This is a genomic window from Lonsdalea iberica (genome assembly GCF_002111585.1).
GTDB lineage: Bacteria > Pseudomonadota > Gammaproteobacteria > Enterobacterales > Enterobacteriaceae > Lonsdalea > Lonsdalea iberica.
This window is the reverse complement of sequence record NZ_LUTP01000010.1, coordinates 24,508-41,258: the sequence shown is the minus strand read 5'-3', so window position 1 is coordinate 41,258 and position 16,751 is coordinate 24,508. Positions and strand designations below refer to the sequence as shown.

Below are 16,751 nucleotides of genomic sequence, written 5' to 3'. Positions count from 1 at the left end.
ACATATCGTTAACACAAATATAAAGGAGATGCACGATGAGCCAGCACAAACCCTATCCGGTCTCCGCCGCCATCGCGGATAAGGCGCTGATCACCGCCGAGCGCTACCGGCTGCTTTATCAGCAATCCATTGAAGACCCTGATACTTTTTGGCGTCAGCAAGGAAGGATAGTCGATTGGATTAAACCCTACCAGTCGGTAAAAAAAACCTCCTTTTCTCCGGGTGAGATCGATATTCGCTGGTTTGAAGACGGCACACTGAACGTCTCGGCCAACTGTCTGGATCGCCATCTACCGCACGCCGCCGACCAAAACGCTATTCTGTGGGAGAGTGATGACGGGCAACGCACCCGATGCCTGACTTATCGTGAACTCCATTTGGCGGTCTGCCGATTTGCCAACGTGTTGAAAAATCAGGGGATGGGCAAAGGCGATGTCATTACGCTCTACATGCCGATGGTGCCGGAAGCAGCCATCGCCATGTTGGCGTGCGCCCGCATCGGGGCGATTCACTCCGTCATTTTCGGTGGCTTCTCACCGGAGTCCATTGCTGGCCGGCTGCTCGACTCCGGCAGCCGGATGGTGATCACGGCGGATGAAGGCCAGCGAGCCGGAAAAACGATCCCCCTCAAACAAAACATGACCGATGCATTGAAAAATCCACGACTTAGTCAGGTTGAACGTGTGATCGTGTTTCGTCATACCGGCAATGACGTAGTCTGGGAAGAAAATCGCGATTGCTGGTGGCACTCATTGATGGAACAGGCGGACGATCATTGCCCGCCTGTAGAACAGCAAGCCGAAGATCCGTTGTTTATTCTTTACACTTCCGGTTCAACCGGCACGCCCAAGGGCGTGCTGCACACCAGCGGCGGATATCTGGTTTACGCGGCCCTCACCTTCAAATACGTATTTGATTACCACCCCGGCGATATTTACTGGTGTACCGCCGACGTCGGATGGATCACCGGTCACAGTTACCTGGTGTATGGACCGCTGGCCTGTGGCGCAACCTCGCTGATGTTTGAAGGTATTCCCAACTGGCCGGACGCCAGTCGTTTGGGACATATCGTAGACAGGCATCAGGTCAATATTCTGTATACCGCCCCCACGGCCATTCGCGCGCTCATGGCGGATGGCGATAAGGCGATTCAAGGGTCAACTCGCCGCTCGTTAAAGCTCATTGGATCCGTCGGCGAACCCATTAACCCTGAAGCCTGGGAGTGGTATTACCATAAAATCGGCAACGGCGACTGTCCGGTCGTCGATACCTGGTGGCAGACGGAGACTGGCGGCATCATGATCACCCCGTTGCCGGGTGCCATTGCTCTCAAACCCGGCGCGGCCACGCTGCCTTTTTTCGGCGTCAAACCCGCATTGGTCGATGGCGAAGGCCAGCTGTTGGAAGGGGAATGTGAAGGCAACCTGGTCATCACCGACGCCTGGCCGGGGCAGGCGCGCACCCTGTTCGGCGACCACGCTCGTTTTGAGGAAACCTACTTTTCAACCTTCAAAGGTTGCTATTTCAGCGGCGACGGCGCAAAACGCGATGCGGACGGTTATTACTGGATCACCGGCCGCGTGGACGATGTGTTAAATGTATCCGGTCATCGGCTGGGGACGGCGGAGATCGAATCCGCGTTGGTTTCTCATCCCAAAATTGCCGAAGCCGCCGTCGTGGGGGTGGGACACAGCGTGAAAGGACAGGCCATTTATGCCTACATCATGCTAAACCACGGCGAGAAACCGACTGATGAACTGCATGAGGAGGTGCGCGCGTGGGTGCGTAAAGAGATCGGCGCAATTGCCACTCCCGATATTTTGCACTGGACGGAAGCCCTGCCGAAGACGCGTTCCGGCAAGATCATGCGTCGGATCCTGCGAAAAATCGCCGCGGGAGAGGGAGAGAATTTGGGGGACATCTCGACGTTGGCCAACCCAGGCATCATCGCTCAGCTGCTGGAGGAAAAACCGCTCCCGGGTACGCCGCCTTGATAAAAATGCCCCACAACGCCAGCACCGCGCTACGGGGCATCGCCTGAACTAGACCTTTTCGATCAGCACGGCTTCCAGCAGATCCAGCTCGCGCAGCATCTTTTGCAGCGTTTCATTGCTAATCTGCTGCGTGGCGCGCAGATGATAAAGTTCGGCGCGTTCCGCGTTAACGGCGGCCAGTCGGAAACGACGTTCCAGGTTCTCAATCTCGATACTCGCTTCCAACTCATCATTGCCAGCCACACGCCGACGCAGCATCCCGATGACCTGCGCGCAGACCTCATTCAGCACCTGTTCATCAATATTATCCTCACGATCGGCCGCCAACCGCTCCTGCATTTTCAGCAGGCTATCGATGGCGACTTTGGCCATGGCGGTGCGGGCCAATCGTTCCTCTTTTTTATGCGAACTTTTGTCCGTCATTACAATGCCTTTGAGCAACAGCGGCAACGCAATCACCCCGCACATTAATGAAAACAGGATGACGCCGGTCGCGATAAAGACCAACTGATAACGTGAGGGGAAATCACTGCCGTCGCTCAGCATCAGCGGGATGGATAGCACACCCGCCAGCGTGATGGCGCCACGCACCCCGGCAAAAGAGACAATCCACAGTTCGCGCGAGGAGTACTCCGCGAACACCATCGGGCGCTTGTTCTGAATGTGGAGGCTGTAATGCTTCATCAGCCATACCCAGCAAAAGCGCAGAAGCAGCAGCGCGCAGTAGATGATGGCGATATCGGTGAACAGCATCCAGGTCTCAATCGTCGGGTCTCTCTGCGCCTGAACGATCGACTCTTCCAGCACGCTCGGCAGCTGTAACCCCAGCATCAGAAACACCATGCCGTTAAACACAAATTCCAGCATGGACCAGACGCTGTTGGCCCGCAGGCGCATGTTCAACGGCGCGCTGCGCATCATGCCCGAGCGGCTGATCGTCATTCCCGACGCGACGGACGCCAAAATACCCGACACGCCCAAATGTTCCGCTATCAGATAAGCGGCGAACGGCAGCAGGAGCAGCAAGACGATTTGCGTTGCGGCGTCGTCATCGCTCCAGCGGCTGATCAACCCGAGCGATTTACTGTAAGCCCAGGTAATGGCGATCCCCGCCAGCAGACCGCCGAGAGCCACCTGCAGAAATTCCAGCGTTGCGCCATGCACGGTAAAAACCATCGTGCCCATGGCGATAGCGATAGCAAATTTCAGCGATACCAGGCCGGACGCATCGTTCATCAACGCTTCGCCCTGCAAAATTCCCATCAATTTTTTCGGAATCCGGTCTTCGCCGACGATGCCCGACAACGCCACCGCATCCGTCGGCGACAACACCGCCGCCAGCGCGAACGCGGCCACCAGCGGCATATCCGGCACCATCCAATGAATGAGATATCCCATTCCGACAACGGTGATAATCACGAGCAGCAGAGCCAACCCGAGGATCTCTCGCATATGGCGAAGGAACTCTCTCGTCGGCGTCTTCCAGCCGTCGGCGAACAGCAGCGGCGGGATGAACAACACCATGAACAGCTCAGGATTGAAATCGACGTGTAAACCAAACTTAGGCCAGGCCAACACCGCCCCCAAGCCAATCTGCATCAGTGGCAACGGTATTTGGAAGGGCAAAATACGTGTGATAACGCCGGACAAAGAAACCACCAGCGTCATAATCAAGATGGTGAAAAATATTTCCATGCTTTCCTTAGTTCTTGCTGTAACCGATCAACGCGCTAACACCGGTGAATTGACGTGACATGTTTCTGGCGGGGCCGCGTAGGGAATTGACCTTAAGCGTCGTTCGAGCAATGTCGTCATCGACCTATGAAAATAATAACAGAAGGATTGCGATGAAAAGGCAACGGAAAAGAAAAAACGGAAATGAGTTTACAAAAAAGGGGAACGATAACGTTCCCCTCTAGCGACTACAGTCTGTGCGACAGTATCACAGCGCCCAGCCGCCGGCGTAGAACACCACCAGCGCTACCGCGATGATGACCGTGCCCACATTCAGCTTGCGCCATTCGCCGGAGAAAACCCGGCCCAGTACCAGCGAACCAAAACCGAGCATAATGCCGGTCACGATGTTGCACGTCAGCACGATAAACACGGCGCAGACCAGACCGGCCATCGCGTCGACGAAATCGTTGAAGTCCAGCTTGGATACGTTGCTCAGCATCAACAGGCCGACGTACATCAGCGCAGGCGCGGTGGCGTAGTTTGGCACCAGATAAGAGAGCGGAGACAGGAACAGCATCAGCAGGAAGAGTACGCCGACCACCGTCGCCGTCAGCCCCGTGCGGCCTCCGGCCGCCGTACCGGCTGCGGACTCAATGTAAACCGCCGCAGGCGAGGTTCCCATCAGGCTGGAGAAAATACTGCTCACGGAGTCGGCCGTCAGCGCACGACCGCCGCTGATAATCTGACCGTCTTTATCCAGCAGGTTCGCCTGCCCCGCGACCGCGCGGATTGTCCCGGTCGCATCGAATACCGCTGTCATGACCAGCGCCAACACGCTCGGCAGGACGATAGGCTGCAACGCGCCTTTGATATCCAGATTGAAGAACAACGACTGACCAGAGGCATCGCTCAGGCTCGGCAAGGCGAATAAACCGTGGTAGGTCACGTTGGGATCAAAAATCAGGCCGAGTGCGGAAATGGCGATAATCACAATCAGAATGCCGCCGGGAACACGACGTTTTTCCAGACCGATTGTCGCCGCCAGCCCCAGCAGCGACATCATGACCGGGAACGCCGTAAACTCGCCCATCGCGACCGGCAGACCCGCGCCCGGGTTTTTCACCACCAGACCGATGCCGTTAGCGGCGATGATCAACAGGAACAGACCAATACCGATACCTGCGCCATGCGCTACCCCTTGCGGCAGGTTACGCAAGATCCAAGAACGGATCCCTGTGGCGGAGATAATGGTAAACAGCACGCCCATCATGAAAATGGCGCCCAGCGCGACCGGCACGCTGATATTCTGCCCCAGCACCAGACTAAACGCCGTGAATGCGGTCAAAGAGATTGCGCAGCCGATAGCCATCGGGAGATTGGCCCACAGCCCCATCAGCAGAGAGCCGAAGCCCGCCACCAGGCAGGTCGAAACAAATACAGCCGCAGGCGGAAAGCCTGCTTTTCCCAGCATGCTGGGAACAACGATAACCGAGTAAACCATCGCCAGAAACGTGGTGAGACCCGCCAATATTTCCTGACGTACGCTGCTGCCTCGCTGGGCGATTTTGAAGAAAGCGTCGAGTGCGCCGCGAGGACGGGCAGCCTCATCAGCCTGACGAGTAGAATTGGACATGGTGGTATCCCTTGCTAAGTCATTATTATTAAGTCTCTGTTCATCTAATCCGGACGACACGCTCAAGGTGACTGACCAGAGATGGGGTGAAGCAGAAACGGAGCCAAAATTCAGCTAACGCCACGCCGTTTATCCCTTGCCTAAGACAAACAACATGGACCCTCACCCGCGACAGAAACGCCCCCTAAAGCCCCGACAACGTCGGGACAACGTTTGCTGCCGTAAAGTAAGCCTGCGATTATCCCGTTTTTAGGGCGGCAATTTCAAAAACTATTTATTTATTGCGCCGACATTCCTTCATGATCAAAGACGGGCAATCCGCCATAAGCGGTTGCCCGTCGTTAAATTGAGGAAGCGTCTAGAGGTAGAGAGACGCTTCTCCCACCGGTCGCGTTTTAAAACGGCGATGCAACCAGAGATACTGTTCCGGCGCGCGCATGATCTCCTGCTCGATCACGCGGTTCATATAGCTCGCCGCCTGCGTTTCGTCGTTTTGTGGATAGTCCTTTAGCTCGGGTTGAATCACCAGCTGATAGCCCCTGCACTTCGGTTTGCGAATCAAGATGGTGGTCACCATCGCTGGCTGATTGGCCAGCTTGCTGATCGTGAACGTTCCGCTAGTCGTCGCCGCTTGCGGGACGGCGAAGAACGGCGCAAATACGCTGCCGCGCGGACCGTAGTCTTGATCCGGCGCGAACCAGACCGCTTCGCCGCGTTTCAGCGCCTGTACCATGCCGCGTAAATCTTTGCGGTCGATCATGGCTTTATTGGAGCGGGAACGTCCCCAGGTTTGCACCAGTTCCATCACTTTATTGTTGTGAGGCCGGTACATCGCCATCATCGGTCGGCATAATCCCATCGCCCTGCCGCCCAGCTCCAACGACATGAAATGTACGCCGATCACCATCACGCCTCGCTGTTCGCTGCCCGCCTGCTGCAAATTTTCCAGCCCGATAACTTCGCACCAGGCGCGTACGCGGCGATCGGACCAAAACCAGGCCATGCCGGTTTCCATGAGCGCCATGCCCAGTGAAGCGAAGTTTTCTTTGACGATCGCCTCACGCTTTTGGGGCGACATCGTGGGAAAGCACAGTTCGAGATTGCGGCGGGCGATGCGAACCCGGCGTTTCAGGAAGAAACGCGCGGCGTTGCCCATGCTGCGTCCGATGTACATCAGCAGCGGATAAGGCAACTGTACCAGGAGATATAAAAGGGCCAGACCAAACCAGACGAGCCAATAACGGGGATGGAGTAAATCTTTGGTGAATTTTTTGGGGGTGCTCATTGCTATCATCTCGTAACGCCATACTGGAATGACAGCAGTTCTTAGCCGAACCATGCCAGAAATGACAAAAAACCGTTAATTCCTTACCACGCAGGCCGGGAAAACCGACTAAAGCGGAATGGTAATGGCAGAGGAAACAATCGACCCCAGGCAGGCCAACAATTAATGGTAAAACTATTTTACCTAAAAATAGTCTGCCCCCACGCACAACTTAACGCGATAACAGAGCCTGAAATGGTAGGGATATCGACTGTTTGGAAGAGAATGCGCCGCGTAAACCGCACACGCCCTGCGACTGCCGCGGGCAGTGTAACATGCTGAACTGACATGGCGTCGCCCATTCCTATCAGAATCATCTGCAACCTAAGCAACACGTTACGCTAAAACCGCATCCTCTCCCTTTCACTTCCGCTCAGATTACACGCTGAGTTTAGACAAAAATGCACGGATGCATTCCAACGTCATTCGCTGTTGTCCGGTTCGACAACATTGACCGCACGGGGTTCTACTTTCTTTATTTTCATATTCCAGCACGGTGTCAGGGAGCCGTCACGCAGGATGCCGCCAATGCCGCGCAACGCGAAGCGGATAGCTTAATCAAGCCCTATGTGGACCAAACGGCATTAGAAGGCGTGAAGTAAGCCTCTGGCGGCCAAGGGGGGAAGCCCCCACGACCGTTAACAGGCCGCAGGAGTCAATATCAACGCACGCGGTCGCCCGCGCCTTTCCCCACCACCGTCAGCAGCAGATAGCGAAAATAGCGTTTCACCGTTAGCGTCTCAATCATTCGCTGATCCCATTCCGCCAACTTCTGCGGCGTAGACATGTCGATGGCGTTAATCTGCGCCAATCCGGTGATGCCGGGCAAGACGTCGAATACGCCACGGGATTGTCGTGCGTCGATCAGTTCCTGCTGGTTGAACAAACAGGGGCGAGGCCCTACGAGACTCATCTCGCCGCGAGCCACATTGATCAGCTGCGGCAGCTCGTCCAGCTTAGTTTTACGTAAAAAGGCGCCCAGACGGGTCACGGCATGACGGTTGGCCAAATGGGTCGCGACGGACTCGGTTGCGACTGCCATCGTGCGGAATTTAATCAGATTGAACGGCCGTTGGTGCCGCCCGACCCGCCGTTGCACGAACACCGGCGACCCGGTATCAAATAGCCCGATGAGATAAATAACGCCCATCACGGGCCATAAACAACAAAGTCCAACCAACGCGAGCGTGAGATCAAAAAAACGAAACATAATGTGCATTAAACCTTGGTTTATCGATTAATCCGTAGCGTCGCGCTCAGCCTGATAGGCGCTGGCGGTCAGCGCAAGCGCCTGAGGATAGGCCACAACAGGCCGCCATCCCAGACGGTCGCGCGTATGACTAATATCGACCTGCAACGATCCCAATAATCTTTCCGCTACGGGCGCTTTGCCTAACGCCCTCGCCGCCCACAGCAAACAACGCGGAGGCAGCGGCCAGAGGCGGCTGGGAACGCCCAAAGCCTTCGCCATATCGGCAAGCAGCTCGGCGCTAGAGACATCATGATCGTCCGAAACCAGAAATGTTTCGCCCGCCGCCTGCGGATGATGAGCGCACAGCAAGACGAGATCCGCCAGATTATCCACAAAAACCAGGCTGCGTTTGTTCTTCACGGCCGCGAGCGGCAGGGGTAAACCTTTGCGGATCCAATTCATCATCGTACGGAAGTTCGCTTTAACTCCAGGACCATAGACCAGAGGCGGGCGAATCACCGTCACTTCAAGGCCAGTCTCACGGGCAATTTGCCATAGGCCCAGCTCAGCTTCATATTTGCTCAGGCCGTAGGGATCTTGCGGGGATTGTGCGACATGGGGCGTGAAAGGATGATTGGGTAGGCTTACTTCCCCGTTGACCTTGATGGAGCTGAGAAAGACGAAACGCTTTACCCCGGCGTCCGCCGCCTGGCGCGCCAGTGCTAACGTCCCCGCCACGTTGGTCTCGCGATATAGCAACAGTGAGTCGCGCTCCGCGTCTTGCATCTGGTGTACACGAGCCGCGCAGTGGATGACGGTATCGACGCCATCGAGCGCGTCATGCCAGTCTTCGTCAGCCGACAAGTTTTTGTAAACGACGCCTTCCTGATAATCAGCGTCCGGCTTCTTGCTACGATGGGACAGGCACGATATTCCCCGAGCTTCGGCCAATTCAACGACGCGGCGTCCAATAAACCCGCTACTACCTGTCACTAATAGTTTCAAAATGTATTACCTTTTTAAGGCCGACACTCGTAAGATAACGGACGCCATCGTATACATATCAACCTCACATTATGAGGGGCTATACTTCCCGCTAGCTAATAAAAAAAGGGGTGTCTACAATGGTTGTGAATAGTAACAACAAAATCCAATTTCATCATCTGACATCCAGGCTTTAGATGTTTAACCCCATTCATGCATTGCTTAACGCGCCAAGAAAAAACAAACGTATCGTTACCGTTCTGTATGATATTGCCGCGATTATCTTTTCGCTCTACCTGGCGGTCGCCTTTCGTCTGGGCACTTACACCTTCCATGTTGGTCTTTCGGAAATAGCCAGCCTATTGGTGACGCTGGTGATCACCATCGCAGTGTTTATTCGATGCGGGATGTACCGCGCCGTACTGCGCTACATGATGCTGCCCGCGTTGGGCAACGTGTTCTTCGCAGTCATCTTGTCGACGTTGACGCTCGCCCTGAGCAGCTTTTTCTTCCAGTCATTTGTGCCACGCAGCGTACCGTTCATCTATGCGGGATTAGCCATCCTGACGTTGGGCAGTCCACGTGTTTTTATTCGTAGCTTCTACTACCACTACTACAAACGCCAAAAGCCCAATGTGTTCATTTACGGGGCGGGAGCGACCGGAAGGGATCTCGCCTATGCCTTAACGCAAGGTGATGAATTTCACCCAGTGGTGATTTTGGATGATGACGAGCGTAAAGCGGGCCAAATCATCTGTGGTATTCGCGTCCACTACAGCGGCGAATTTGATACGCTGCAAAAGTTATATCAACCGGTCAAGTTGCTGTTGGCCATTAATAATATTAAGCGAGGACTGCGACTGAGATTGTTGGAGAAACTGTCTCATTGGCCTATTGAGGTCCAGTCAGTTCCCTCCATGGAAGATATTGTCGCGGGTCGCGCCCAAGCAACCGAAGTCCGAGATCTGGAAGTGGCAGACCTCTTAGGGCGCGCGCCGTCGACCCCGACCAAACGCTGCTGACGAAAAACATCTTTCAAAAGTCTGTCATGGTCACCGGGGCTGGCGGATCCATCGGCTCTGAGCTTTGCCGGCAAATTATTGCCCTGAAACCCAGCACTCTGGTGTTGTTTGAGCTCAATGAATACAACCTCTATACCATTGATCAAGAGTTACAGAGCATCAAGCAGCGCTTAGGACTTGAAACGCGCATCGTTACCACCCTAGGCTCTATTCAAAAACAAAACCGCTTGCTGAAGGTGATGCACGATAATCAGGTAGAAACGGTGTATCACGCTGCGGCATACAAACATGTGCCATTGGTCGAAGACAATGTTATTGAGGGCATCCGCAATAACGTTTTTGGCACACTCGCCTGTGCTGAGGCCGCAATTGAAGCGGGCGTAAACAGCTTCACCCTCATTTCCACTGATAAAGCCGTGCGCCCCACCAATATCATGGGGGCAAGTAAACGACTGGCAGAGTTAGTCTTGCAGGCGCTAGCTGAAAGACAGTGCCAAACCGTGTTCACTATGGTGCGTTTCGGCAACGTGCTGGGATCATCGGGGTCCGTGGTTCCTTTATTCAAAAAGCAAATTCGCCAGGGCGGCCCCGTCACAGTGACCCACCCGGATATTATTCGCTACTTCATGCTGATCCCTGAAGCCGCCCAACTGGTGATCCAAGCTGGTGCCATGGGCAACAACGGCCAGGTCTTCGTGCTGGATATGGGGGAACCGGTGAAAATTCTCGACCTCGCTCGTCGGATGATTCATTTGATGGGGATGAAGGAATACGTTGAGGGCTCTGGAGAGGAAGGTGATATCGCTATCAAATTCACCGGGTTGCGCCCCGGGGAGAAGCTCTATGAGGAGTTGCTGATTAGCGAAAATGTGGAAGGCACTCGTCACCCTAAAATCATGACAGCGCTGGAAGATAGATTAAGTTGGCGGGAAATGGAGGAGCTGTTACATCGGCTCAATGTGGCCTGTCACGATTATAACGAAGAGCTGGTTAAAAAGGTGTTACTGGCAGCGCCTACTGGGTATAAAACTCAGCAGAGAATCGAAAGAGAGCAGATAAAGTTGGCCTCTACAATATAAACAGATAGGAATAAAGCGTCACAAAAATTAAAATTATCAAATGCATGTTAATTGTATCATTTTAGCTTACTAAATTATTTCACCAGATTTTACGAGGGAAAAATGACTGTTAATACTATAATTTCAACACTTCACTCACTGAGACCGGACATATCAGAAGACGAAATCAAACATCTTATTTTAAATGACGAAAAATATTATGAGATGTATCCAGATGTAAAAAAGGCCAAGATTTGTGCCGTGGACCACTTCGTGCGCCACGGAGAGGCTGAAGGACGACAATGGTGTTTTCCGAACCTGTCTTTTTCTAAAAAATTCCCACAAAAAGTGGATGGTAAAAAAGTAATATATTCAACTCTACCAGCTGAAAGCGGGTCTTTCATTTATAGAGGGTTTTATGTTAATGGTAAAGGGTCATTAGTACTGGGCAATGACGCGCAAACAGCAGAGCTGCTTACCGGTATATTTAGTGCCGAAGAGATCATATTACTTCGGCCGACCAATAATGAAAAAATGCAATATATAATAAAGCTGTGCCGCAAACTTGGAGTGAAATTATCACTAGATTTAGATGATCTATTACTACCTGAATACATTGATTTACTGGGGGAATCCAGATCTGGAACAATATCTAAGAGACAAGTTTTTGAACATATGCTAAAAGATTCAGCATTAATACTTGCGGCAGATGAAATTATTTGTTCTACCCAGAAGATAGCGGAACTGCATGTTGGTCTAGCGAGAAAAATAACCATTTCAAAAAATAAATTACCAACTTATTTATTCAAAAAAAACAAATCATTTTTTGGGGACAAATTGGATCACAAAAAAAGGAAAGCAAAACTACTTTATTTATCAGGAGGCTTCAGTCATAAAAAAGATTACAGTCTTATCAATGGTGTATTGCTTCGCCTAGCTCAAGAGATGCCTAACAAATTTAGCATTAACTTTTTTGGAAAATTACATGACTATTCAGAAATTTTCAACACAATAGGATGTGACTCGAAATTTATCCCATTGCGCCCTTTCGAAGATATGCTGGATACAATCAGAGAACATGATCTAGTGCTTGTTCCTCTTGAGAACACAGTTTTCAACGATGCCAAATCTAATATAAAGTTTATCGAAGCTGCTTCCCAAGGCGTTCCAGTCATTGCCTCCACAGCAAGTGAATATCTTTCATGCATTCAAGACAATGTTAATGGATGGCTGTGTGAAAATGAAATTGAATGGTATGAAAAATTAAGACATATAATATCGACCCCTTCCGTAGTTTATAATGTTGGGATCAATGCACACAAAACGGCATTGAAGGAGTTTAGTATATAATGAATAATATAATTATTGGTGATTTTAAAGAAGTTTCACCGTCTGATTATACTGAGCATGTAGTGTTGTTTTTTGCACTAAACCACTCTCACTACGAACTAGCTAAAATCATAGCCAGCAATAGCAAATTTGACTCTTATATTTATTTTGAATCTCACAATAGCGCTGATGTTCCCGAGAGTCAGGTTAATTTTAAGTTAATCAAAAATTATATGTCACTTGCAGGAATTTTTGTAAAATTCACCAAACTGGTTATATTTTCGACTCACCCATCAATAAATACACAGTCTTCTTATTTAAAAGTATTACAGGCTGCGATGGAAAATAATATAAACATTTACGAAATTCCTCATGGTCTTTTCCAATCAGGATATAACCTAGTTGACGACACTAAGTATATTGATATTGCTTCCTACTACGATGGTATCGGAGATAACCTTCCTCCAATAACAAAAAATAGAGCATGGTGGTACGGAAAAGAAGGTATTGGTTATCCACGAACAACCCTAAGAAACAGTTATCCGAAGCGGCCTCTACCTGTTTTCAATCTTATTACAACAAATACAAATTGGTATTTGTATGCAATGAAAGACAAGCGGGAATTCTTCAAAATAATCATCGATTATGCGCAAGAAAAGACTGGAGAGTTATTTATCTGGAGTCCGCATCCAGCTGAAATGAATCTTGATTCTTTTAGTTTTTATGTAAAAGATTTTATGCCTAAGAACATTTTAACTTATGGATTAGATCAAGATATTTACTTCCATGGGATTCAATGTACAAACGATTTAATACCCTACTGCAAGATGGGTATCAGCACAGCCTCAACATGTTTACTTGATTATGAAATGCACAACAAGGGCGTCAATCTTTTTACTTGCGATGGTGTTAGGAATTTAACTAGAAAAATAGATACAGTAAACATCTTTGAAAAAAAAGAAGATATTAAATCATTACCAACTCCGTTAAAGACAGGTTTTTTGAAAGACTATAGCCCTGAGAAATTTGACGAGTTTATTACTTCGGAGAATGGGGTAAACACTACCTCACCCGCAGCTGTATTCCTAGAATAAAATAATTTACATATGTAAGCTAAGTCGTGCATTAGCTTCTTACATCACCACTATTAAGGATTACTTATCACATGCCATTTATTTTTTATACAGGTGCTGACAAATGAATATTCCTTGTAACAGTATTATCCGCAGCGATTTCCTGCATATGAAAGAAACGTGTATAAAATCAATATTACGTTATAAAGAACTTGATTACTCTTGACATTATACTATAAATAGAGAAAATGACGGATGTCTGTTATTGATTTGGTCGTTTACAACATTGGCGCCACTAAAAAGGGCGATAATTTATTGTTTATGACATAAAAAACTCACTAACAAATACAAGAGTTTTCTTATCGTAGATAGGTAAAAAGATAAAGATGATGTATCAGTATCTATGCGAATTATTCAATATCATCGGGTGACTTTATAAATATTCATCAGTAAATATATTGTAATTTTTTCCTTTTTAGATGGGTCTTACCCAAGTAAAACATAGTCAATAGGTTTAATATGAATCTCATAGCAAAACTAGACGGCATAACAGATTTTTGCTCAGCCATAAAAGCCTTCCATATAGTGAGGGTTTTAGGTGGGCAGGATATAAAGCATCGATATAAACGATCAACATTGGGACCATTCTGGATAACAATCAGTATGGCAGTAATGATCTCGACCATGGGATTGGTATTTGGTAATTTATTCAAAACGCCGCTCTATGATTTTCTACCATATCTAACCTTAGGGTTAATCATATGGGGGCTAATTTCGTCCTGCATCTCCGAAGGGTGTGACGCTCTTATACTAGCTGAAGGCATAATCAAGCAGCTTCCGGTACCTTTATATACTCACGTACTCAGAATTGTATGGAGAAATATAATAATATTTCTTCATAACATTGTTATTTACCCCTTAGTTTTAGTTGCTATGGGTAGACCAATTAATCTTGATGCCCTTTTAGCTATTCCCGGTATATTTATACTAGTATTTAATATGTCTTGGATATCAATGCTGTTGGCGCTTGTCTGCGCAAGATTCAGAGATATGGCCCAAATTATATCGAGTATTATGCAAGTTTTTTTCTATCTGACACCTGTTATTTGGATGCCCAGTTTATTAACGCATCGAGCAGGCGAGTCATTATTAAACTTCAATCCTTTTTATCATCTAGTCAATGTCGTCAGAGCACCCTTGCTGGGTGAAATCCCATCTCAAACCAGTTATATCGTTACTTTATCAATGTTAATTATAGGTTTCGTGATTTCTTTTCTAGCATTGGGAAAATACAAATATAGAGTAGCATACTGGGTATAGGTATAAAAAATGGCTATAATTAATTTTGAAAATGTTGGTGTCGACTTCCCTATTTTTGACGCATCTTCTAGGTCAATAAAAAACAACTTCATCAACTTTGCCACTGGCGGAAAAGTTGGCAACAAAGGAGGGAAAGTCGTTGTATCGGCTTTAAACAATATTAACTTAAACATTGGCGATGGCGAACGGGTAGGCTTGATTGGGCATAACGGCGCAGGCAAAACTACATTACTTAGACTTTTCAGCCGTGTCTATCATCCAACAGAGGGAAAAGCCCTGATCCAAGGCGAGATAGGCTCATTAATATCCATTTCACTTGGTATAAATCCCGAATTTAGTGGTCGCGAAAATATATACATCCGAGGGGCATTGCTCGGCTTGTCAAAAAAGAAAGTAGATGACCGAATTGATGAAATTATAGACTTTACAGATTTAGGTGATTTTATTGACATGCCGGTTAGAACCTATTCGTCGGGTATGCAGATGAGATTGGGATTTAGCGTTTCCACAATATTTAATCCTGAGATACTGCTAATGGATGAGTGGCTGTCGGTAGGTGATGAAGGATTTAAAGATAAAGCAGAGAAGCGAATGACAGACCTCATTCACTCGACAAAGATTTTGATTTTGGCAAGCCATAGCCGAAAGTTACTTGAGAAAGTTTGTAACAGAGTCATCTGGTTGGAGCATGGAACTGTAAAAATGGATGGTGCCCCCGAAGAAATTCTTTCTCGATATTTTAGTTAGAATTGAGCAGTTTTCCATTATAGGATAAGAACCAGGTCATATATCCATTGATGATGGAAAACTGCTTGAACTAGATTAAGCCATGGGTACTAATTAGCATTTATAACTAAATGAATCCATTGAAGAATGCGGTGTTTTTCCAACCGAAGAGAACGTGACCACCAAATGGCCTTGAATACATCATCCTTCTAAACTCATCTTTCTGAGAAGGTACTAGCTGCGAAGCTATATTTTCTACATCTTCGGCGTTGAACATACCACGATATAGCCCGTCCAGTTTAATTATGGGCATACCTATATAGTGCAAGAATATGTTGTTAGCATGAATTTGAGAGCCGGAATTAAAACACGTCAAGAAATGTGCTTTTACTTTTTCTTCAAACTCACCCAAAAACCTTTCAGGATCAATATCTCCTTTATTATTAGGTATCAATCCTTCTAACCCTTTCCAGTCATTAACATCGAAGAAGAAGTCATCATCGCCTATTGGTTTGAGTAAGCTATTTTTCAGAAAAGCACTGGTATTTAGGGCATCTTCCCAATTAAACTTACGCCATCCTCGATGCTCAGATTTGCAACTCAATCTATCTAGGAGTGGCAATAATTCATCTGTCCTATCTTCAATAATGCTCGATACATAAGCGGTATCATAGTAGGCTCTAAATTGGTCATCTGCTGATACAATGCTTCTTAAACATTGGGATAATCCCATCTCCCCGCGTGCAATGACTTCAGGTCTAATGTCAGAGTTCTTATAGTTCGACCAATATTTCTTTAACTTGTCAGAACGTAATATATTCCCAGACATAGATATGCAGAAAGAACCGAGATGGTGTCTAATCTCATGGTTTTCTGTAGCCCCTAAAACGTCAATTTCGGATTCAAACATTATTTTAAGAAAACTTAGGCAGTGCTTTTCAGAGAAAAAAACACTATCGTTAATCATCAGAAACCTATTACAACGCTCATCTATAGATTTGCTGTAAATATGATTAAAACCAACCTTATAGCTACCAAAGTCTCTACCAAAATTATCTCTCTCAATATAGCAGTCTAGCAATTCGCTATATTCAGGGTCCCATTGCATAGACCTGGTATTAACACCTATGGTGTAAATACCAAGCTTTTTCGCAAATTTAAGAAGACATTGAACGTCATTACGCAACCCCCCCTTCTCATAAAGGGCTAAAAGCATAACAGGCTCTGATAAATATTCTCTCTCATAAATGATAGAACATTTACTTGGGTATTTTCTTCGTTCTAAGAAAGAGCGAAATCTCAATCCAAGTTTAATAGAAAAAAGCGAAAGAAATCTCTTCGCACGATTAAATAGTAAAATCATATACGCCATAAACGATAAGCTCTTGTATTTGTTGATATTAACAGCACTATAACCTT

Annotated in this window: 11 protein-coding genes and 1 pseudogene; 6 read left to right on the top strand and 6 right to left on the bottom strand. The window is 48.1% G+C overall.

Annotation, left to right across the window (positions count from 1 at the left end; translation table 11 throughout):
* The first annotated feature begins 35 nt into the window (after positions 1 to 35).
* On the top strand, positions 36 to 1,994 hold the full coding sequence (gene acs / locus AU511_RS05610) for an acetate--CoA ligase (RefSeq protein ID WP_094109057.1): 1,959 nt from the start codon (positions 36 to 38) through the stop codon (positions 1,992 to 1,994).
* A gap of 48 nt (positions 1,995 to 2,042) precedes the next feature.
* Here acs and AU511_RS05605 read toward each other — a convergent pair whose 3' ends face one another.
* The 5 genes from AU511_RS05605 to AU511_RS05580 form a co-directional block, all read right to left on the bottom strand.
* Positions 2,043 to 3,689: a Na+/H+ antiporter gene (locus AU511_RS05605; protein WP_094100269.1), complete on the bottom strand. Its 1,647-nt coding sequence runs from the start codon at positions 3,687 to 3,689 to the stop codon at positions 2,043 to 2,045.
* 247 nt (positions 3,690 to 3,936) lie between these two features.
* The gene (locus AU511_RS05600) at positions 3,937 to 5,304 is read right to left on the bottom strand and encodes an NCS2 family permease (RefSeq protein ID WP_026742168.1); all 1,368 of its coding nucleotides are present in this window, start codon (positions 5,302 to 5,304) and stop codon (positions 3,937 to 3,939) included.
* 358 nt (positions 5,305 to 5,662) lie between these two features.
* A complete protein-coding gene (gene lpxP, locus AU511_RS05595; RefSeq protein ID WP_094100270.1) occupies positions 5,663 to 6,589 on the bottom strand; it encodes a kdo(2)-lipid IV(A) palmitoleoyltransferase in 927 nt (308 codons plus the stop codon).
* 700 nt (positions 6,590 to 7,289) lie between these two features.
* Complete coding sequence (locus AU511_RS05585) at positions 7,290 to 7,838, bottom strand: sugar transferase (protein ID WP_094109095.1); 549 nt, start codon at positions 7,836 to 7,838, stop codon at positions 7,290 to 7,292.
* A gap of 27 nt (positions 7,839 to 7,865) precedes the next feature.
* Positions 7,866 to 8,825 (bottom strand): UDP-glucose 4-epimerase family protein, encoded by a 960-nt coding sequence (locus AU511_RS05580; RefSeq protein ID WP_094109055.1) that lies wholly within the window; start codon positions 8,823 to 8,825, stop codon positions 7,866 to 7,868.
* A gap of 176 nt (positions 8,826 to 9,001) precedes the next feature.
* Here AU511_RS05580 and AU511_RS17985 point away from each other — a divergent pair.
* The 5 genes and pseudogenes from AU511_RS17985 (at position 9,002) to AU511_RS05555 (ending at position 15,353) form a co-directional block, all read left to right on the top strand.
* Positions 9,002 to 10,905 (top strand): annotated as a pseudogene (locus AU511_RS17985) (polysaccharide biosynthesis protein).
* Positions 10,906 to 11,007: 102 nt separating this feature from the next.
* Entirely contained in the window at positions 11,008 to 12,234 is a 1,227-nt protein-coding gene (locus tag AU511_RS05570; protein WP_094109054.1) for a glycosyltransferase, read from the top strand.
* Complete coding sequence (locus AU511_RS05565; protein ID WP_094109053.1) at positions 12,234 to 13,307, top strand: hypothetical protein; 1,074 nt, start codon at positions 12,234 to 12,236, stop codon at positions 13,305 to 13,307. Before AU511_RS05570 ends, AU511_RS05565 begins: the two co-directional genes overlap by 1 nt.
* Positions 13,308 to 13,805: 498 nt before the next feature.
* Positions 13,806 to 14,606 (top strand): ABC transporter permease, encoded by an 801-nt coding sequence (locus AU511_RS05560; protein ID WP_094109052.1) that lies wholly within the window; start codon positions 13,806 to 13,808, stop codon positions 14,604 to 14,606.
* A 9-nt stretch (positions 14,607 to 14,615) separates the two neighbouring features.
* Positions 14,616 to 15,353 (top strand): ABC transporter ATP-binding protein, encoded by a 738-nt coding sequence (locus tag AU511_RS05555; protein ID WP_094109051.1) that lies wholly within the window; start codon positions 14,616 to 14,618, stop codon positions 15,351 to 15,353.
* Between the two features lie 106 nt (positions 15,354 to 15,459).
* Here the strand turns inward: AU511_RS05555 and AU511_RS05550 are convergent, their stop codons facing one another.
* Positions 15,460 to 16,704 carry a rhamnan synthesis F family protein gene (locus AU511_RS05550; RefSeq protein ID WP_094109050.1) on the bottom strand — a complete coding sequence of 415 codons (1,245 nt, stop codon included), beginning with the start codon at positions 16,702 to 16,704 and terminating at the stop codon, positions 15,460 to 15,462.
* Between the last annotated feature and the right edge of the window lie 47 nt (positions 16,705 to 16,751).

Coding starts and splice junctions, on each gene's coding strand:
- acs (WP_094109057.1), top strand. CDS start 36: ATGAGCCAGCACAAACCCTATCCGGTCTCCGCCGCCATCGCGGATAAG.
- AU511_RS05605 (WP_094100269.1), bottom strand. CDS start 3,689: ATGGAAATATTTTTCACCATCTTGATTATGACGCTGGTGGTTTCTTTG.
- AU511_RS05600 (WP_026742168.1), bottom strand. CDS start 5,304: ATGTCCAATTCTACTCGTCAGGCTGATGAGGCTGCCCGTCCTCGCGGC.
- lpxP (WP_094100270.1), bottom strand. CDS start 6,589: ATGAGCACCCCCAAAAAATTCACCAAAGATTTACTCCATCCCCGTTAT.
- AU511_RS05585 (WP_094109095.1), bottom strand. CDS start 7,838: ATGTTTCGTTTTTTTGATCTCACGCTCGCGTTGGTTGGACTTTGTTGT.
- AU511_RS05570 (WP_094109054.1), top strand. CDS start 11,008: ATGACTGTTAATACTATAATTTCAACACTTCACTCACTGAGACCGGAC.
- AU511_RS05565 (WP_094109053.1), top strand. CDS start 12,234: ATGAATAATATAATTATTGGTGATTTTAAAGAAGTTTCACCGTCTGAT.
- AU511_RS05560 (WP_094109052.1), top strand. CDS start 13,806: ATGAATCTCATAGCAAAACTAGACGGCATAACAGATTTTTGCTCAGCC.
- AU511_RS05555 (WP_094109051.1), top strand. CDS start 14,616: ATGGCTATAATTAATTTTGAAAATGTTGGTGTCGACTTCCCTATTTTT.
- AU511_RS05550 (WP_094109050.1), bottom strand. CDS start 16,704: ATGGCGTATATGATTTTACTATTTAATCGTGCGAAGAGATTTCTTTCG.